The following is an 18,434-nucleotide window of genomic DNA, read 5'->3' as shown; positions in this document are numbered from 1 at the left end:
GGTGGCAGCTGGATTCGGCCGCGCACGGCCGGAAAGAAGAAACCATCTTACGGTGGGCGCGACAGTCCGCCCTCCATCGACACGGGACGGCGCCGGATCGGCCCGTCCCCGCGGCTACGACCTACTTGTCGTCGCCGCTGCCGCCGCCATCCTTCGGCGCCTTGATCCCGTCATAGACGGCCTTGCATTCCGGGCACACCGGGAACTTGTTCGGGTCGCGCCCGGGGACCCAGACCTTGCCGCACAGGGCAATCACGGGTTCGCCGGTCAGGGCGGACTCCATGATCTTTTCCTTGCGCACATAGTGGGCGAAGCGTTCGCTGTCACCGGGTTCCACGTGTTCGCGCAGCTGCTCGCGCTCGATGGTCGCGGTGCCGCCACCCTGGCCCGGGTCGCGGGGGTCGTTCTCAAACGGATCTGGGGGCATGCTCATGTCCTCCAGTCTACCAACCTGTGCCGGTGCTACCGGTTCAGCACCGTCGCCTGCAACAGTTCCGGGGCGCGTGAGTCGAACCAGCGCCCGCCGATCCGCAGGCCCAGCAGGAGCAACACGGAACCCAGCACGACGCCGGTGACCAGTACCAGCCAGGCGAACAATTCCCTGCCGGTCACCAGGTAGACGATGTGCAGCACGATCTCCGGCAACACCAGCGCCATCGTCGTGCCAAAGGTCGCCAACTGGGTCAGCGCCATCCGCGCGCCTGACCCCGGTGGGGTCTTCATCGGGTTGTCCCCCGGGAGCGGAACGGCGTAGGTGAAACGCGCCGAGGCCACACTGGAGACCCCCCACCCCGCACCGAGCGCGCCGATTGAGAGCCCCAGGATGGCGGGGAGGATGGACAGCTCGTCCATCAGCGCTGCCGGAAGGATGGCGGCGATGAGCACGATGGGGATGGTGAACACCGCACAGGCCGCCACCCGCCCCAACCGGTCGTCGATGCCGCGCAGCCCCGTGAGCACATGCAGCGAGAAGGCGGTGTTGTCATAGGAGACGTCCGCGGAGATACTGAACGCCATCAACACCACGACAATCGGCGCGATGTAGAGCATGGCGGTGAAGTTCCCCTCGCGGGCGAACATGAACCAGACGAAGACCGGCACCAGCGGGACGATGATCACGCTCATGGCATAGCGCGGGTCCTTGAACCAGTACGTCAGGCACCGTGCTGCCACCGCTCCCCAGGGCGTGGCAGGGAAGAGCCGGAAGGTCCCCAGCCCGGCGACGTCGCGGGTGCCGCCCGACTGCTGCGGTGGCGTTTCGAGGGCACGCATCAGCGATACCTGCCAGGCCCAGACGGCAACGGCCAGGTACGCCAATGAGAGCAGCAGGCGAAGGGCGGCAGTCCCCCACGCACCGACGGCAACGTCCCCGGGAACAGCGGCGAAGGAACCCAACGGGGTCCAGCCCAGGATCGCGGAGACCCGGGGCAACCACGAGAGCGCGTTTTCGACGCCGCTCATGGCGGTTTGGATGATCGGTCCGAGCAGGATGAGCGGGATGAACAAGACGATCATCCCGATCTCGCGGAACCGCCGGTTGGAGGTCAGCGCCGTGGCAGCGGTAACGGTCAGGCGGGACAGGGCCAGGGCGAAGACCGCCGCCAGGACACCGCAGAGCACGCCGATGACGACCAGGCCGGCGTTGGCCCTCCAGGCGAGCCCCTGGCCGGCGAACAAGAGCAGGGTCACCAGGCCCGGGACCCCGATGAACCCGCTGAGCAGCAGGCCGGTGACCAGTTGGCGTGGCGGGATGGTGAAACTGGTGAACCGAGCCGGATCCAGCGTGAGGTCGACGCCGGCGAGCAGGACTGGAATGACAGCCCAGCCAAGCGTGACCAGTGATACCGCCAGCACCAGCGCGGTGGTGACCAGGTCGGTGGCTTCCCCGCCGAGAAAATACATTCCCACGAACAGCATGGCGGCGACCCCGAGTCCGTAGAGCCCGCCCAGGATGACACCGACCAGCTGCCAGGGGCTGCGGCGGAATCCGTTGCGCAGCAGGGCCAGCTTGAGCTTCAGGAGGTGTGCAACCACGAGAGCCCACCCCCCTCAGCGCGTCCGCCAACCATCTGCACGAAGGTGTCCTCGAGGCTTCCCCCACCGCGGACCTCGTCGACGGTCCCCGCGGCCAGCAGGTTGCCATCGGAAATGATCGCCACGTGCGAGCACATGCGCTGGACGAGGTCCATGACGTGGCTGGAGACGACGACGGTGCCTCCGTGGTGGACATAGTCGGCCAGGATGTCGCGGATGTTCGCAGCCGATACCGGGTCCACTGCTTCGAAGGGCTCATCCAGGACCAGGACGCGCGGCGAGTGGATCAGGGCCGTCGCCAGTGCGATCTTCTTGGTCATGCCTGCCGAATAGTCGACGACCAGTTTCCCGCCGGCGTCCTCCAGGTCCAGCACCCGCAGCAGGTCATCGGTTCGCTCGGCGACCGTGGCGGCATCCATGCCGCGCAGCAGTCCCGAATAGGTCACCAGCTGCCTGCCGCTGAGCCGGTCGAAGAGGCGTACCCCGTCGGCCAGGACCCCCAGGAGCCCCTTGGCTTGACGCGTGTCCTGCCAGACATCGACGCCGTGGACGAATGCCTGGCCCACGTCGGGACGCAGCAGGCCCGTGGCCATCGACAAGGCGGTGGTCTTACCCGCACCGTTGGGTCCCACGAGTCCGTAGAAGGACCCTGACGGGACGTCGAGGCTGATGGCGTTGACGGCGATCTTCTGCCCGTAGCGCTTGCCCAGGCCGCGCAGGCTCACGGCGGCAGCTGGCTGCTGGTCGAGTTCGGAGTTCATGCTCCGAACCTAACAGCGGCCTCTGCTGCCGGGCATCATCCCTGCGGCTGAATTAGGCTCATCAGCCTTCAGGGGTAGTCGGTTAGAACAGCACCCGCGCCAGGGCCTGACGCGACTTGGCGACCCGCTCGTCCTGGGTGCCCACGACGGAGTACAGGGCCACCAACCGAGCGCGAACGCGTTCGCGGTCCTCGGCGACGGTACGCCCCACGAGCGCGACGAGCCGGGCGAAGGCATCCTCGACATGACCGCCGAGGACGTCCAGGTCGGCCACCGCCAGCTGCTCGTCGATGCCGTCCGGGTGCTCCGCGGCTGCCTGACGGGCCATCTGGAGGTCTGCCCCCGAGGTCCTCCGCAGAAGTTCCACGTGCTCGAGTCCGGTGCGCGCATCATCGTCGTTGGGCTTCTCGGCCAACGCCTTGCGATACGCGGCGGCAGCAGCATCGTAGTCGCCGGCATCGATCGCATCGATGGCTTCCTGGTGCAACGGCGGAACCGGCTGTTCTGCCGGCTCCCCACCGAAGGCAGGGACGGTTCCGGTCACACCATGCTGCACACCGAGCTGGAGCAGCTCCTGCAACAGCGAGGCGATCTGCTGCGGCTCAGCACCTCCTTGGAACAGCGGAACGGGCTGCCCGTTGAGCAGGGCCACGACCGAGGGCACCTGCTGGACGCGGAACGCCTGCGCGATGGCAGGCTCCTTGTCCGTGTCCACGAGAGCCAGGACCAGACGGCCGGCGTAGCCGTCGACCAGGTCACGAAGTGTGGCATCAAGCTGGGCCGAAGCCGGTGAAGACCCGGTACCGAGCGAGACCACCACCGGCGCAGTGTTGGAGAGCTGAACCAGTTGGGTGAAGTCCTGCTGATTCACCGCGGTAGCCCAGGTCTGTCCGCCCTCTGCGGGGCCGCCGGTGCCCGCCGGGGCTCCCGGTGCCGGGGTGGGGGCGCCGAATGCGGACAAGTCCACGGCACCGCGGCTCGAAGCTGCTGCTGCTGGTTCGGTATTGCTCATGTCCCTACCTTATGGTCTGCGTTGGCCTGCTGCCCAACGGAAGGCAAACGCGCGTGCGCGCTACTTCACCTTGGCCGACAGCGGCACCGATTCGCCGGCGACCAGCCGGATCTTGTCCTTGCTGTCGTCTGCCGGGATGTAGAACACCACGGGCTCGGCGTAGTTGATATCGACGCCGTCCTTGGTGCTCGAGGCGCCGGCCAGCTTGGCACTGACGGAGTCCAGCTTGACGGTTCCGCCTTCTTCCTTCGGCGTGGCACTCATGGTGCTCGTCAGGTAACCACTGACCAGCGCACCACCGTTGGGGGTGGAGAGCACGTTGAGCGACTTCACGTCCGCCTGGTGCTTGTACTTGATCTTGGCGTTCTTGTTGTCCTTGACCGCTGCCGCCTGGCCGTCATGGGTGGCCGAGATGAAGGGGCTCTTGTCGAATTCGCCCTTCTTGCTCGACTTCGAGTTGCCCAGGTACTCGGCCAGGTCCTTGGCCGCGGTTTCCGGTGCCACGGTCACCGAGTCGTCGTGGGTGGAGAGCGTGCGCACCGAGGTGTCGCCCACGCCGATACCGGGGAATTCGGAACCGGGAAGCATCGTCACGGAGTTGATGAGCTTGTAGTTGGCTCGGGGATCGTCCTGCTTGAGGACCAGCACCTCGGGGACCTTGGCGTCCTTGGCCTGGGTGACCACCATGATGGTGCGCGGCCACTTGGCCGTCGTCGTCACGGCCGACGAGCGAAGCGGACCGGCGGCCACCGGATCCGGAGCGGCGGTCTTCACGCCGTCACCGCGCTGGGTGTAGTTGTGCTTGCGCAGGTCCAGGGCCTGTCCCCCGACCCGGTTTCCGAGCTTCTTGGCATCCTTGGCCTTGTCGCCGGCGGAAACGGCATCGGAGACGTTGCCGAGAATGCGGTTGAGCTGTTCCTCCTGGACCACGGGGAAGACATCCTGGTCGGTGCTGGCGGCGGGATCCGAGGAGGCGCCGGACGGTGACTCCGTCCCCGCCGCGGAGGCGGGCATCGCCGGGACCAGCACCAGCGCTGCGGCGGCGGCCACTGCAGCGGTGCGCTGAAGCGCCGATGAACCTGTTCCGGAACCGGCAGCAGGCGTCGCGGACCCTGATCCCGGGCCGGTGGCCGTCGGGCCGTGCGGATCCTTGCCGCGACCGCGGCCGACCAGCAGGCTGGCGGCACCGAAGATGAGGAGCAGCGCGCCCACGATGATCAGCGGGATCGAGAAGGGTGCGCTGGCGTCATTTTCCCAGGAGACCGTGATGTTCGTGGGAGCTGCCTTGCTGCCGTCGGCGGCCAGCAGCAACGACCAGTCACCGTCGGCCGGCTGCGTCCAGCGGTGCACCAGATGCGAATCGGCGGATTCCGAGGCGACCCACAGATCGGAGTTCTTCGGGTTGGGCACCTTGGACTCGCCATCGGTGTGCTGGGCGTCCAGGGCCGTCGACTCGGAGTTGATTCCCGAAATGGTGTTGTGCGCTGCCTTGCCCACCCAGGCACCAACGTCGGAACTGCGACCCAGGGCTGCGGTGAATTCCCCGTTGGCCTCGATGGTCACATCCACCGGTCGGTCCTGGTTCTTCGCGATCCCGGGACCGATCACGGTCACGGGTGCGTCCTTGAGCTGGGTCTGCATCGTCGCGGTGGCGATCTCGGGTGGGGCCCAGAACGTCCGTTGTCCGATGCCCACCACGAGCGCCACGGCGCCCAGCAGGATCGATATCGCAGCAATGATGATTCGCACTAAATTACACCTAACAAAATGGGGGTCGATGGATCGGCCTCGGTCGTGGTGGGGCACATGGGTATCCCGGCCACACTCCAATGATAACGAATCGGTTACCACAGCGGTTCCTGTTTGTGTCTGGCGACACGATATGCGACCTTGCGCGGTCACGGCAGGCAGCGGATCCGCCCCCTCGGCAGGTAGGCTCAACCCCGTGAAGACGGAGAGTACTGCCAACCCAGATGACGAGGAACACGGGTCCACGTCGACCGGCCCGGAGCCCGGAGCCGGACCTGCCGGCCCGGGTCACGTCCCGGCCACCGGGCAGCCCTCGCAGCCGGCGGATGCACCGGGGCCACCGGTGCCCGCTGGAGGTATGCCCCCGACGGAGGGTGCCGCCCAGCAGACCCCCGCCTCCCCCTCCCCCGCTGGCGCCCCGCCGTCGTTCCTCGGCCGGGTGCGTGAGGCACTGCAACGCGCCCGCCCCGTGGCGCCGTCCCCCGCGGAGCCGCAGGAGTTCGAACCCCTCGCAAGCACCCCGGGCGTCCACCACCCGATCTTCACCGGGTTCATGATCAGCGTCGGCGTCGGACTGGCGCTGCTGCTCTACTTCATCCTCACCAACGTCGGATCGCTGCTGGTCTGGATCGCGATCGCCCTGTTCATCGCCCTGGGGCTGGATCCCATCGTGAGGTTCCTCGAGCGCCATCGTGTGCCAAGACCCCTGGGCGTGCTGGCGGCCATCCTGTTGCTCGCTGCCGTCTTCGGTGGCGTCGTGGGCGCCCTCGTCCCCACGATCGTGCGGCAGACCACCGCCTTCGTGGACAAGGCCCCGGACTTCGTGGACAGCTTCCTGAACTCGGAGTTCTTCACCACCGTGGACCGCCAGTTCCAAGTCCGGGAACGGATCACCGAGGAAGTGGACAAGTTCTTCCAGAACTCGGACGCCGTCGGCGGGGTCTTCGGCGGCGTCATCGGTGTCGGCACGGTGGTGGCGCAGGGCATGTTCGGCACGCTGATCGTCCTGGTCCTGGCCGTCTACATCCTGGCCTCGCTGCCCGGCCTGAAGGCCTGGTGCTACCGGCTGGCGCCACGGTCGCGGCGCGACCGGGTCCAGGTGCTCTCCGAACAGATCACCAACAGTGTCGGCAACTACGTCATGGGACAAGCAGTGGTCGCCCTGCTCAATGCCCTCTACGCGTTCATCGTGATGAGCATCGTCGGGGTTCCGTATTCGCTGTTGCTGGCACTGGTGGTGGTCATCCTGGCCTTCATCCCCCTGGTCGGCGCGGTGATCGCGGGCATCCTGGTATCGCTGATCGCGCTGACCGTCGGCTGGGAAACGGCGGTGGTCTACGCCATCTTCTACTTCGGTTACCTGCAGTTCGAGGCCTACTTCATCTCCCCCCGCGTCATGCAGCGCACCGTGGCCGTCCCCGGGGCCGTCGCGGTCGTCGCGGTCATCGCCGGCGGATCACTCATGGGGGTCGTGGGCGCGCTGATGGCCATCCCACTCGCCGCCTCCACGATGTTGCTGATCCGCGAGGTCTTCATGGCCCGCCAGGAACGGCTCTAGCCGACGCCCGGCACGACGACGCGGCTGGCGCCGGATCAGTAGCGGAAGCTGCGTCCGTTCCAGCACTTCAGGTGCCAGTGGCGCCGTCCGGCCGCCGAGGCCTCGTCGCCGCTCCAGTGGTCGGCACGCCAGGCGACGATGTGCTCGATCCCCGGCTCGATGTTCCGGTGGCAGCCCGGACAGATATACGTCTTGCCGGCACGCGCCGCCGAGATCCGGCGCACATGCCATTGCCCGTCCGGGGCGCTCTGCAACGACGGGATCGAGAGGCCGGGCCCCCGAAAGGCGCCTTCCTCCTCCTCCGGCTGACGCCCGGCAGGCGACCACTTGCCCGGACGGGCCGGGCGGTTCGGACGACGGGGGCGGTTCGAGCGGGGCATGTTCCGGATCGTATCGTCTCCGGGGCCCGAGGCGGGAATGCCCGGGCGGCCCGTCGGACGGTAGAGTGCTGGGTGTGCGTTTAGTGATAGCCCGTTGCTCAGTCGATTACCTGGGCCGTCTGCGTGCCCACCTCCCGTTGGCCACCCGCCTGCTGATGGTCAAGGCCGACGGTTCCGTCCTCATACATTCCGACGGCGGCTCCTATAAGCCGTTGAACTGGATGAGCCCCCCGGCCACCATGCACATCGCCCCCGCGGACGAGGACGCCCAGGCCGAGGGAGTGCAGGAAACCTGGCGTGTCCAGCATGCCAAGAGCGATGACCACCTGGTCATCAGGATCCACGAGATCCAACACGATTCAAGCCACGAACTGGGGATCGACCCGGGGCTGATCAAGGACGGCGTCGAAGCCGACCTGCAGCGCCTGCTTGCCGAACAGATCCACATGCTCGGCGAGGGTTTCCGCCTGGTCCGCCGCGAGTACATGACGGCGATCGGCCCGGTGGACATCCTGGCCCGCGATGCCTCCGGGGCCACCGTGGCCATCGAGCTGAAGCGCCGCGGGGACATCGACGGGGTCGAGCAGCTCACGCGCTATCTGGAACTGATGAACCGCGATCCCCTGCTCGCTCCGGTCCGGGGGGTCTTCGCGGCCCAGCAGATCAAACCGCAGGCCCGGACGCTGGCCACGGATCGCGGGATCGAATGCCTGACCCTGGACTACGACGCCATGCGCGGGGTCGACGACAGCGACTCGCGCCTGTTCTGACCTCACCTGCACCCGGCGCCGCCGGGTCCTAGGTGCCCGCGGTCACAGACCATATGCTGGAAACATGACTTCCACCGAGGAACCCAGCCGTCTGTCCCTGAGGGGCCGCACCGTCTCCGGGGGCACGATCACCGAGGAAGCCGTCGTCGCCTTCGAGGATGACCGCATTTCCTTTGTCGGGACCCCCCAGGAGTTTTCCCAGTGGCCCGAAGCGGAGGCCTACACCGAGGTCCGTATCCCCGCCGGGGCCACCATCCTCCCCGGACTGGTCGATGTCCACTGCCATGGGGCTGCCGGTGCCGACTTCCCCAGCGGAGACCCCGAAGCCGCCAAACGGGCCATCCGCTTCCTCCATGCGGCAGGCACCACCACGTTGCTGGCCAGCCTCGTCACCGCCGGACGCGATGACATGCTCAGGGCCGCCGAAGCTCTCGCTCCGTTGGCCGAACAAGAGCTCCTGGCGGGGCTGCATGCCGAGGGCCCGTTTCTCTCCACCGCCCGGTGCGGCGCCCAGGATCCTTCCCATCTCGGGGCGCCGGATCCCGACTTCGTCGACGAACTCGTCGCCAGGTCACAGGGGCAGCTGCGTTCCATGACGTACGCCCCCGAGCTGGCCGGCACGGATGCCCTCGTCGAGCAGTTGGTCTCCCACGGCGTCCTGCCCGCCATTGGCCACACCGACGCCGATGCCGCCACGGTGACCGCCTCGCTGGAGGTAGCCACGGAGGAGCTCTCGTCGGCAGGATTCGACGGATACACCGAACGCGCCATGGTCACCCACCTGTTCAACGGAATGCCACCCCTGCACCATCGGGCCCCCGGACCGGTGGCAGCCTGCCTGGAGGCTGCCGCCCAGGGCAAGGCCGTCGTCGAACTGGTTGCCGACGGCGTCCATCTGGATCCGGCCACTGTGCGCATGGTCTTCGCCCTGCTGGGCCCGGGCGCCATCGCGTTGGTCACCGATTCCATGGCCGCCACCGGCCTCGCCGATGGTCGATACACCCTCGGGCCGCAGGACGTCGTGGTCACCGGCGGCGCTGCGCGCCTGGCCGACGGCAACTCATTGGCCGGTGGGACGTCCACCATGCTCGACGTCGTAAGATCGGCAGTCGAGGGAGGAGTCCCGCTGGAGCAGGCGGTGCATTCGGCGACATCGGTACCTGCCGAGCTGGTCGGACTGGCTGACGAAGTCGGCGCCCTCGACGTTGGCTTCAGTGCCGACGCGGTCATCGTGGACCGCCATCTGCGGCTCGTGTCAGTGTTCCGCGATGGGCGTCAGCTCGAGCCCGTTCGCGCGTAATTCACCGGCAAATATCCTTTTGTCGTTGAATAGATCACATCGATATGTGATGATCAACTCAGTCTTTGTGTTGGTCATGTTCATGCCCGCAAAGCAGGTTGCGGGTGCGAAGCCCCGTCGGCCCCGGCCGGCATCTTCCCACTTCGGTACCGCCCGGACGAGGCAAGGAGCCACGACCGGTTAGTTTCACATCTATGAGGAGAAATACATGGCGCAGGGCACCGTGAAGTGGTTCAACGCTGAAAAGGGCTTCGGTTTCATCACACCGGACGAAGCTGACGGCGATGTCTTTGTCCACTACTCGGAAATCGAAAGCAACGGCTTCCGCACGCTGGAGGAAAACCAGCGCGTCGAGTTCGAGATCGGCCAGGGAGCCAAGGGCCCCCAGGCGACGGGAGTTGTCGGAATCTAACTGATCCGCTGGCCTCCTGAGAGCCAGTGACCCAAGAACAATGGCGCGCACCCCGCGGGGTGCGCGCCATTGTCGCGAGGTGGAGAATACCGATCAGCGCCAGGTACCGACTCCGGCAACAGGACCAGCCTCGACCCAGCTGCGTAAGCCCGTATACGAGCCATAGTCCATGGCCAGCAGCACCGGCTCACCATCGGCCACCAGTGACACGACAACGGCGCCTGGTTGGATCCGGGTCCGCTCCCCCACCTCCGATTCGCGCCAGCCGGTGAGCTGGAGTGCGGTGCGGGTGAAACGATGCCGGGGAACCGGCGTGACGGAGAACAGCCGCAGGAATTCCAGTTCGGTCGCCGTATAACGACAAACCCCCATCATCCACTTCCCGGAGGTCGTGGAGATGGAGGCGTCGAAGGTACCCAGGGCCCGCCGCAATTGAAGGCGGCGGACCCCCATGGCACCCAAAATCATGACCAGCAGTAGCAGGGCTACCGCCAGGATGATCACGGGAAGGCCCAAGGAGTTCAACGGCGGACTATCGGTTTCCTGCCGAGGCGGAATCGTCCATCTGCGCGTTGTCAGCCACGATGACGACCCGGTCCTTGTCGACCGAGAAGAAACCGCCTTCTGCCTGGATGGTGAACCGCGAGCCGTTGGTGGGCGTAATGGCCAATTCTCCGGCTGCGAGGATCGCCAGGACCGGGCTGTGCCCGGGCATGACGCCGATCTCGCCATCGCTGGTACGTGCCTTGACCAGGGTCGCCGCACCCGACCACACGAAGTGGTCGGCAGCGACGATTTCGACTTCGAGTTCGGCCATGGCTACTTGCCCTGGATTTCGGCCCACTGGCGCTCGACATCGTCGAGTCCGCCAATGTTGAAGAAGGCCTGCTCGGCGATGTGGTCGAGGTCGCCGTCGCAGATGGCCTTGAAGCCCTCGATCGTGTCCTTGATGGAAACGGTCGAGCCCTCCACGCCAGTGAACTGCTTGGCGGTGTAGGTGTTCTGCGACAGGAACTGCTGGATACGGCGCGCGCGGGAGACGACGATCTTGTCTTCTTCCGACAGCTCGTCGACACCCAGGATCGCGATGATGTCCTGGAGTTCCTTGTTCTTCTGCAGGATCGACTTGACGCGGACTGCCGTGTCGTAGTGCGCCTGGCCCACATACTGCGGGTCGAGGATGCGCGACGTGGACGTCAGCGGGTCGATGGCCGGGTACAGGCCACGGGAGGCGATTTCACGGGAAAGTTCCGTGGTCGCATCCAAGTGGGCGAACGTGGTGGCCGGCGCCGGGTCGGTGTAGTCATCTGCTGGAACGTAGATGGCCTGCATCGAGGTGATGGAGTGGCCCTTCGTGGAGGTGATGCGCTCCTGGAGGGTGCCCATCTCATCGGCGAGGTTCGGCTGGTAGCCCACGGCCGAAGGCATGCGACCCAGAAGGGTCGACACCTCGGAACCGGCCTGCGTGAAGCGGAAGATGTTGTCGATGAACAACAGCACGTCCTGGTTCTGCACATCGCGGAAGTATTCCGCCATGGTCAGCGCCGACAGCGCAACGCGCAGGCGCGTTCCCGGCGGCTCATCCATCTGGCCGAAGACGAGGGCGGTGTCCTTCAGAACACCGGACTCTTCCATTTCAACCCAGAGGTCGTTGCCCTCACGGGTACGCTCGCCGACACCGGCGAACACCGAGGTGCCACCGAAGTTGCGTGCGACACGGGTGATCATTTCCTGGATCAGCACGGTCTTGCCGACACCTGCACCGCCGAACAGGCCGATCTTGCCGCCCTGGATGTAGGGGGTGAGAAGGTCGATCGACTTGATGCCGGTCTCGAGGATCTCGGTGGAGGATTCCAGGCTCGCAAAGGCCGGGGCCTTGCGGTGGATGGGCCAGCGTTCGCTGATCTGCAGCTCCGAGGCATCCACGTCTAGCGGCTCGCCGAGAACGTTGAAGATGTGTCCCTTGACGCCGTCGCCAACGGGGACGGAGATCGAGGCGCCGGTGTCCTGCACCACGGCACCGCGGACGAGTCCGTCAGTGGCCTGCAGGGAGATGGCGCGCACGACGTTGTCGCCGAGGTGCTGGCTGGTCTCGAAGGTGACCGTGTGCGTCTCGCCATTCAGCGTGATGTCGGCGGTCAGGGCGTTGTACATGGCGGGAAGGGCATCGGCCGGAAATTCGACGTCGACGACCGGACCGATGACGCGTGCAATGCGCCCGGTTGAACCCGGGGCTGCGGCAGCGGTTCCCTGCTCGTTTAGTTGGGCAGTCATCTCTCTCACTTCGCTTGTATGTCTAGAGCGTGGGGGTAAATGGTGATCGGCCGGCTGCTACGCGCTGAGCGCGTCGGCGCCTGCCACGATTTCCGACAGTTCCTGGGTGATTTCGGCCTGACGGGCATTGTTCCGAAGTCGCGTGTACTTCTTGATCAGCTCGTTGGCGTTGTCACCGGCCGCCTTCATCGCGCGCTGGCGTGCTGCCAACTCGGATGCAGCCGACTGCAGCAATGCTGCAAAGATGCGGGACTCGATGTAACGCGGCAGGAGTGCGTCCAGGACCTGTTCGGGCTCCGGTTCGTACTCGTACAGCGGCAGCAGGTCGCTTTCCTGGGCCACTTCCTCCTCCACGACCTCCAAGGGCAGCAACCGGATGACGGTTGGTTCCTGGAGGACCATGGACTTGAACTGCGTGAAGACGACGTGGATCTCCTCCACGCCTCCTTCTTCGTACGGCGTGTTGAAGGCCTCAAGCAGCGCCTCGCCGATCTCGCGTGCCGTCTCGAACTTCGGCGCGTCGGTATCCCCGGTCCACACCCGCGCATAATCGCGGTTGCGGAAGTCGTAGTAGGCCTGGGCCTTGCGTCCGACGATGTAGGTGCTGACTTCCTTGCCTTCGGCGCGCAGCAATTCGTTCAGTGCCTCGGCCTGCTTGATGGCGCTGACCGAGTAGGCACCAGCCAGACCACGGTCGGACGTCATCACCAGGACCGCCGAGCGGCGGATCTGATCCGGCTCGCTGGTCAAGGGGTGGTCGACCTCGGACTGGGACGCGACGGCAGAAACGGCACGGGTAATCGCACGGGCGTAGGGCAACGAGGCCGACACGCGGCTACGGGCCTTGCCAATGCGGGAAGTGGCGATCAGTTCCATCGCCTTGAAGATCTTGCCCATCGACGATGTCGAGGCGATCTTCTGGCGGTAGACCCGAATCTGGGCTCCCATGTTTATCCTTTCCTAGTCCGTGGTGGTGGTGGCCGGGCCCGAGGGGCCCCGCCACCACCTCACGGAGAACGTCAGCGCTTCTGCTTGACGATCTTTTCCTGGTCGACGTTCTCTTCACCGAGGGCGTCGTGCTCTTCGTGTCCTGCGTTGACCAGCTGGTCCCCGCCGTGGCCGAAGAAGCCCTGCTTGAAGTCCTCGACATTGGACTTCAGCGCCTCGACCGTCGAGTCCTCCAGCTTGCCTGTCTGGGCAATCGTGGTGAGCACGTCGGTGCGGTTGCGCAGGTGTTCGATGAACTCCTGCTCGAAGCGGCGGACGTCCTCAACGGGGACGGCATCCAGGTGTCCGTTGGTGCCGGCCCAGACGGAGACCACCTGGTCCTCGACCGGGTACGGGGCGTACTGGCCCTGCTTGAGCAGTTCCATCAGACGCGCACCACGGGTGAGCTGCTGCTTGGTCGCGGCATCCAGATCGGAGGCGAACATCGCGAAGGCCTGCATGTCGCGGTACTGCGCCAGCTCGAGCTTCAGCGTGCCCGAAACCTTCTTCATGGCCTTGATCTGCGCCGAACCGCCGACGCGCGACACGGAGATGCCCACGTCAACTGCCGGACGCTGGTTGGCGTTGAAGAGATCCGACTGCAGGAAAATCTGGCCATCGGTGATGGAGATGACGTTCGTCGGGATGTAGGCCGATACGTCATTTGCCTTGGTTTCAATGATCGGCAGGCCGGTCATCGAGCCTGCACCGAGCTCGTCGGAGAGCTTGGCGCAACGTTCGAGCAGACGGGAGTGCAGGTAGAAGACGTCACCCGGGTATGCCTCGCGTCCCGGCGGACGGCGCAGGAGCAGGGAGACGGCGCGGTATGCTTCGGCCTGCTTGGAGAGGTCGTCAAACACGATGAGGACGTGCTTGCCGCCGTACATCCAGTGCTGGCCAATGGCCGAACCTGCGTAGGGTGCCAGGTACTTGAAGCCGGCCGGGTCGGAAGCCGGGGAGGCCACGATGGTGGTGTACTCCATGGCGCCGTGCTCTTCGAGCGACTGGCGAACCGAAGCGATCGTCGAAGCCTTCTGGCCGATGGCCACGTAGATGCAGCGCACCTGCTTGGAGATATCGCCGGAGGCCCAGTTGGCCTTCTGGTTGATGATGGTGTCGACGGCCAGTGCGGTCTTGCCCGTCTGGCGGTCGCCAATGATCAGCTGACGCTGGCCACGGCCGACCGGGATCATGGCGTCGATGGCCTTCATACCGGTCTGCATCGGCTCGCCGACGGACTGGCGCTGCGTCACGCCGGGAGCCTGGAGCTCCAGCGGACGACGGCCCTCTGCCTCGATTTCGCCCAGATCGTCGATGGGCATGCCCAGCGGGTCCACGACGCGGCCCAGGAAGTTGTCACCGACGGGGACCGAAAGGATCTCGCCCGTGCGGTGTACTTCCTGGCCCTCTTCGATCCCGGCGAAGTCGCCGAGGACGACAACACCGATTTCGCGGGTGTCGAGGTTCTGTGCCAGTCCCAGCGTGCCGTCTTCAAAACGAAGCAGCTCGTTGGCCATGACGGAGGGAAGACCCTCCACCTTTGCAATGCCGTCACTAGCCGTGGTCACGCGACCCACCTCGACACGCTGCGCGTTGCCCGGTTCATAGGACGCGGCGAAGTCGGTCAAGGCGTTGCGGACGTCATCGGCGTTGATGGTCAATTCGGCCATCTGCAGTCCCTGCTCTCCTAGATTGTGGTTCCCGACCGGTGCTGATTGGTGGAAACCGGGGTTTGATTCAGTCTGTGGTGTCGGCGGCGGGCCGCCCTCCCGAGGGAGGGCTAGCCGGCCAGCCGACGGCGGAGTTCCGCGAGGCGTGTGGCGGCGGTTGCGTCAACAACCTCGTCACCGACGACTACCCGGATTCCTCCAACTAGTGATGGATCCACTGCGGCGTTGATCTTCAGATCGCGTCCGTAGAGCTTGTTGAGCCCGGCCTGCAGTCGGTTGAACTGATCGTCAGTCAACGGACGGGTGGCGCTGACTTGCGCAATCCACCGCTGCTGGCGCTTGGCCACCAACTCCACGAACTTCTGCACGAGGGCAGCAGGCTTCAGTCCCCGGGGGGATTCAACGGCCTGTGCGATCAGGACCCTCGCCGCCTCGCCGGCCTGCGGCGAAACCTTCAGCGCAAGAGTGCGCTTGGCATCGGCCGAGGCCTGCGGGTCGTCAAGGGCGCGCTGCAGATCATGACTGGACCCCACAACCCGGATGAAGCCGAAGAGGTCTTCCTCCAAGGCTTCGAGCCCCGTGGGTCCTTCGGCCTGGCGCTCTGCCACGCTGATGGCCACGGTTGCGGCCAGCGTTTCGAGTGCATCGCCGATGTCACGTGCCGAGCCCCACCGGGAACCGGCGAGACCGGCCACGATGGACTGGGCCTCCGGGGAGACCTTTCCCTGCAGCAGCCGGGACGTCAGGGCGGTCTTTTCCTCGGTGCTGCGCGACGGATCCGTCAATGCGCGGCGCAAACCGGCATTGGAATCCAAGACGCCCAACACGTTGAAGAGGTCCGTGGCCAGCGCCAGGTCGGCCGAGGGCAGTTTTGCCTCCAGCTCGGACTGTGCGGCGGCCAACGACTGGCTCGATACACCTGCCATTAGTTCGATGCACCTGCGCTCTGCTGGTTCTCGAGGTCGCTCAGGAAGCGATCGACCACGCGTGCGGAGCGTGCATCATCGTTGAGCGATTCGCCCACGATGCGGCTGGCGAGCTGGGTTGCCAGCGTTCCGACTTCTCCCCGCAGGGAAACGACGGCGGCCTGGCGCTCGGCCTCGATCTGGACGTGAGCCTGTTCGGTGATGCGTGCGGACTCAGCCGCCGCCTTCTCCTTGAGGTCGGCCAAGATCTTGGAACCTTCTGCACGGGCTTCCTCGCGGATGCGATTGGCTTCCGTGCGGGCGTCCAGCAGCTGCTGCTTGTACTCGTCGAGGGCTGCGTTGGCTTCCGCCTGTGCGGCTTCTGCCTTGGCAATGCCGCCCTCGATGGCTGCGGAGCGTTCCTCATACGTCTTCTCGAATGCCGGAACGACAAACTTGTTGACGATGTACAGCAGAACGAGGAAGGTCACCAGCGTCAGTGCGATTTCCCAGATATTGGGGACGAGGGGGTTTACCTTGCCCTCAGCCGCGCTTAGTGCTGCGTAGATCATAATTCACCCGTCTTTCTTAGACTCTAACCTTCGATTCCCTGAAAGGACCCGAAGTTTAGACGCGGCCCCAGATGAATGCGAAGACCAGGCCGAGGATGGCAAGAGCTTCGGTCAGCGCCAGGCCGAGGAAGGCGATCGGCTGCAGCACACGCTGGGCCTCCGGCTGACGTGCGACGCCGTTGATGTAAGCGGCGAAGACGAGACCCACGCCGATGGCACCGCCGATTGCGGAGAGGCCGTAACCGATGGCGTTGAGGCTACCGTAGATTTCCATTTTGTTCCTTTCAGAATGCCGATTGGCAGGGTGTTTGGATACAGGGTATTCCCCGGATGGGGAAAGCTTTTAGTGCTCTTCGACCAGTGAGCCTTGGATGTAGATGGCGGTCAGCAGGACGAAGACGTAGGCCTGAAGGGCCATGATCAGTACCTCGAAGAGGCCCATGCCGACGCCGCCGACGAACGTCAGGACGCCCAGTCCCTTCAGGAAGACGCCGCCCTCAACGATCATGTACGAGGTACCGGCCGCGGCCAGCATCACGATGAGGTGACCGGAGAGCATGGTGGCGAACAGACGAAGGCTGTGCGTCAACGGGCGGACGAAGAAGTTGGAGATGATCTCAATGATGACGATCAGCGGCAGGATGGCCTTCGGCACGCCCGAGGGGACGACGGCCAGCTTCAGGTACGCGATGCCGTGCTTCTTCAGTCCCAGGAAGATCCAGTAGACGTAGACGATGCCAGCCAGTGCGTAGGCGGTGCCCACGTGCGACGTGGTCGGCATCTGGAAGATCGGCACGACGCCGAAGAGGTTGTTCACCAGGATGAAGAAGAACAGGCTCATCAGCAGCGGGACGAAGGGCTTGAAGTCCTTCTCGCCGATGATGTCCTTGCCTACGGAGTTGCGTACGAAGTTGTACGACATCTCGCCCAGGAACTGGAATTTGCCCGGGACCATCTGGCGACGGCGGGACGCGGCCATGAAGAACCAGGAGATGAGAATGACGGAAATGATGACCAGCAGCATCTGCTTGCCGAAGCCACTCCCGTAGTCGGCTCCCCAAGGGAGGATTTCGGGGAGGTGCATGTCCTCTAGGCCGGGGGCTTTGAAGCCGCCTTCTTCTGGGGCCGCCGGAAGCGCAAGCGCGATCAACGCGGTTCCTCTCTGCAGTGTCCGTCTTTGGGCAGTTTCGGTGGGAGGCCGTTCAAGACCCCTACCGGATGAAGTTGTTGGCTGTTACTCGTCCGCATCGCGAACCCGCTGGGAGGCGCGTTCTCTTCGATGGAGGAAGGCCAGATAATATCCGGCAACGGCCCCGAGAAGGGCGCCGATCATCCAGATCCAGCTTTGATGCAACAGGAAGTCCAACAACCACCCTATCAAACCCCACGCGATGATCCCGCCAACGATGTAGTTGAAGTTTTCACGAAAACGTGAGATCTCCGACTTCGGGGAACCACTGTTGCCAGACTGGGCCATCAGTTTTTCCCTTCGCTCGTGGGGGTGGGAGTGATGGGGTCGTTGTAAAGCTGAAGGCGAAGTCGGGAGAAGGCATGCAACTCCACGATCTGCCAGATGACCACCGTCGAGATGACCCCGACCAGTAGCCAGGTTCCATCGAGCCATGCCGGTGCGCCGAAACTAAAGGCCAGCACGCCAAGCACGACTACCTTCACGACATACCCGATCATGAACGCACCGAAGGCCGCGGAGGGATTCCGTCGACCGACCAGATGTCCAATGCCCAGGCTGATGCCGAAGAAGACGATGACGACGATGCCGGCTGCCAACGAGCTACCGGCTGCTGCCGGTCCCGCAGCCAACCAGGCGACAAGTGCCACCAGCACGGTGGCGACGCCGGTGACGGCAACGCATTTGCGCAGGATCGACAGCCAGGGAGACGGGGTCTCCCCCGACTCCCTCACGGCATGTGCGCCGTGGGGATGCGCCGCCTCCGGCATGTACGTCCACCTCGTTGTCGGTCCCTCGCCCGGGCGCAGGGCACCACGACGAGGGATCAGGATTGTTGGCGTTCCCGTGGGGAACCCGGAA

The 18,434-nt window shown here is 65.1% G+C and carries 21 protein-coding genes; 4 read left to right on the top strand and 17 right to left on the bottom strand.

Features of this window, described 5'->3' with window-relative positions; translation table 11 throughout:
* Window positions 1–121: 121 nt before the first annotated feature.
* The 5 genes from ABD088_RS11070 to ABD088_RS11050 form a co-directional block, all read right to left on the bottom strand.
* Entirely contained in the window at window positions 122–433 is a 312-nt protein-coding gene (locus tag ABD088_RS11070) for a DUF3039 domain-containing protein (RefSeq protein ID WP_343901993.1), read from the bottom strand.
* A 29-nt stretch (window positions 434–462) separates the two neighbouring features.
* Window positions 463–2,034: a transporter gene (locus tag ABD088_RS11065; protein WP_343901992.1), complete on the bottom strand. Its 1,572-nt coding sequence runs from the start codon at window positions 2,032–2,034 to the stop codon at window positions 463–465.
* Window positions 2,016–2,795 carry an ABC transporter ATP-binding protein gene (locus tag ABD088_RS11060; protein ID WP_343901991.1) on the bottom strand — a complete coding sequence of 260 codons (780 nt, stop codon included), beginning with the start codon at window positions 2,793–2,795 and terminating at the stop codon, window positions 2,016–2,018. Before ABD088_RS11060 ends, ABD088_RS11065 begins: the two co-directional genes overlap by 19 nt.
* An 82-nt stretch (window positions 2,796–2,877) precedes the next feature.
* Window positions 2,878–3,807 (bottom strand): tetratricopeptide repeat protein, encoded by a 930-nt coding sequence (locus ABD088_RS11055; protein WP_343901990.1) that lies wholly within the window; start codon window positions 3,805–3,807, stop codon window positions 2,878–2,880.
* A gap of 60 nt (window positions 3,808–3,867) precedes the next feature.
* Entirely contained in the window at window positions 3,868–5,556 is a 1,689-nt protein-coding gene (locus tag ABD088_RS11050; RefSeq protein WP_343901989.1) for a hypothetical protein, read from the bottom strand.
* Window positions 5,557–5,752: 196 nt separating this feature from the next.
* Between ABD088_RS11050 and ABD088_RS11045 the strand changes: the two genes are divergently transcribed.
* The gene (locus tag ABD088_RS11045) at window positions 5,753–7,114 is read left to right on the top strand and encodes an AI-2E family transporter (protein WP_343901988.1); all 1,362 of its coding nucleotides are present in this window, start codon (window positions 5,753–5,755) and stop codon (window positions 7,112–7,114) included.
* A gap of 35 nt (window positions 7,115–7,149) precedes the next feature.
* Here ABD088_RS11045 and ABD088_RS11040 read toward each other — a convergent pair whose 3' ends face one another.
* Complete coding sequence (locus ABD088_RS11040; RefSeq protein ID WP_343901987.1) at window positions 7,150–7,494, bottom strand: hypothetical protein; 345 nt, start codon at window positions 7,492–7,494, stop codon at window positions 7,150–7,152.
* Between the two features lie 74 nt (window positions 7,495–7,568).
* Here ABD088_RS11040 and nucS point away from each other — a divergent pair, with 74 nt between their 5' ends.
* From nucS to ABD088_RS11025, 3 genes are all read left to right on the top strand, one after another.
* Window positions 7,569–8,264 (top strand): endonuclease NucS, encoded by a 696-nt coding sequence (gene nucS, locus ABD088_RS11035; RefSeq protein WP_343901986.1) that lies wholly within the window; start codon window positions 7,569–7,571, stop codon window positions 8,262–8,264.
* Window positions 8,265–8,328: 64 nt separating this feature from the next.
* Window positions 8,329–9,564 carry an N-acetylglucosamine-6-phosphate deacetylase gene (locus ABD088_RS11030; RefSeq protein ID WP_343901985.1) on the top strand — a complete coding sequence of 412 codons (1,236 nt, stop codon included), beginning with the start codon at window positions 8,329–8,331 and terminating at the stop codon, window positions 9,562–9,564.
* A gap of 208 nt (window positions 9,565–9,772) precedes the next feature.
* Window positions 9,773–9,976: a cold-shock protein gene (locus tag ABD088_RS11025; RefSeq protein ID WP_343901984.1), complete on the top strand. Its 204-nt coding sequence runs from the start codon at window positions 9,773–9,775 to the stop codon at window positions 9,974–9,976.
* Between the two features lie 93 nt (window positions 9,977–10,069).
* Here ABD088_RS11025 and ABD088_RS11020 read toward each other — a convergent pair whose 3' ends face one another.
* From ABD088_RS11020 to ABD088_RS10970, 11 genes are all read right to left on the bottom strand, one after another.
* Window positions 10,070–10,501: a DUF2550 domain-containing protein gene (locus ABD088_RS11020; RefSeq protein ID WP_343901983.1), complete on the bottom strand. Its 432-nt coding sequence runs from the start codon at window positions 10,499–10,501 to the stop codon at window positions 10,070–10,072.
* 7 nt (window positions 10,502–10,508) lie between these two features.
* A complete protein-coding gene (locus ABD088_RS11015) occupies window positions 10,509–10,793 on the bottom strand; it encodes a F0F1 ATP synthase subunit epsilon (protein WP_343901982.1) in 285 nt (94 codons plus the stop codon).
* A gap of 2 nt (window positions 10,794–10,795) precedes the next feature.
* Window positions 10,796–12,250, bottom strand: a complete 1,455-nt coding sequence (atpD, locus tag ABD088_RS11010) for a F0F1 ATP synthase subunit beta (RefSeq protein WP_343901981.1) — start codon at window positions 12,248–12,250, stop codon at window positions 10,796–10,798.
* Between the two features lie 57 nt (window positions 12,251–12,307).
* Window positions 12,308–13,198, bottom strand: a complete 891-nt coding sequence (locus ABD088_RS11005; RefSeq protein ID WP_343901980.1) for a F0F1 ATP synthase subunit gamma — start codon at window positions 13,196–13,198, stop codon at window positions 12,308–12,310.
* 71 nt (window positions 13,199–13,269) lie between these two features.
* Window positions 13,270–14,907: a F0F1 ATP synthase subunit alpha gene (gene atpA, locus ABD088_RS11000; RefSeq protein ID WP_343901979.1), complete on the bottom strand. Its 1,638-nt coding sequence runs from the start codon at window positions 14,905–14,907 to the stop codon at window positions 13,270–13,272.
* Between the two features lie 110 nt (window positions 14,908–15,017).
* A complete protein-coding gene (locus ABD088_RS10995) occupies window positions 15,018–15,833 on the bottom strand; it encodes a F0F1 ATP synthase subunit delta (protein ID WP_343901978.1) in 816 nt (271 codons plus the stop codon).
* On the bottom strand, window positions 15,833–16,384 hold the full coding sequence (locus tag ABD088_RS10990; protein ID WP_343901977.1) for a F0F1 ATP synthase subunit B: 552 nt from the start codon (window positions 16,382–16,384) through the stop codon (window positions 15,833–15,835). Before ABD088_RS10990 ends, ABD088_RS10995 begins: the two co-directional genes overlap by 1 nt.
* 55 nt (window positions 16,385–16,439) lie before the next feature.
* Entirely contained in the window at window positions 16,440–16,658 is a 219-nt protein-coding gene (gene atpE, locus ABD088_RS10985; RefSeq protein WP_343901976.1) for an ATP synthase F0 subunit C, read from the bottom strand.
* Between the two features lie 69 nt (window positions 16,659–16,727).
* Window positions 16,728–17,534, bottom strand: a complete 807-nt coding sequence (gene atpB / locus ABD088_RS10980) for a F0F1 ATP synthase subunit A (RefSeq protein ID WP_343901975.1) — start codon at window positions 17,532–17,534, stop codon at window positions 16,728–16,730.
* An 84-nt stretch (window positions 17,535–17,618) separates the two neighbouring features.
* Complete coding sequence (locus tag ABD088_RS10975; protein WP_343901974.1) at window positions 17,619–17,861, bottom strand: AtpZ/AtpI family protein; 243 nt, start codon at window positions 17,859–17,861, stop codon at window positions 17,619–17,621.
* A complete protein-coding gene (locus tag ABD088_RS10970; RefSeq protein ID WP_343901973.1) occupies window positions 17,861–18,343 on the bottom strand; it encodes a hypothetical protein in 483 nt (160 codons plus the stop codon). The genes ABD088_RS10975 and ABD088_RS10970 overlap by 1 nt, the downstream gene beginning before the upstream one ends.
* Window positions 18,344–18,434 lie beyond the last annotated feature (91 nt).

The organism is Arthrobacter rhombi, from assembly GCF_039526245.1.
Lineage (GTDB): Bacteria > Actinomycetota > Actinomycetes > Actinomycetales > Micrococcaceae > Arthrobacter_H > Arthrobacter_H rhombi.
Note: the sequence above shows the minus strand (reverse complement) of the source record. Positions and strands in the feature narration are given on the sequence as shown.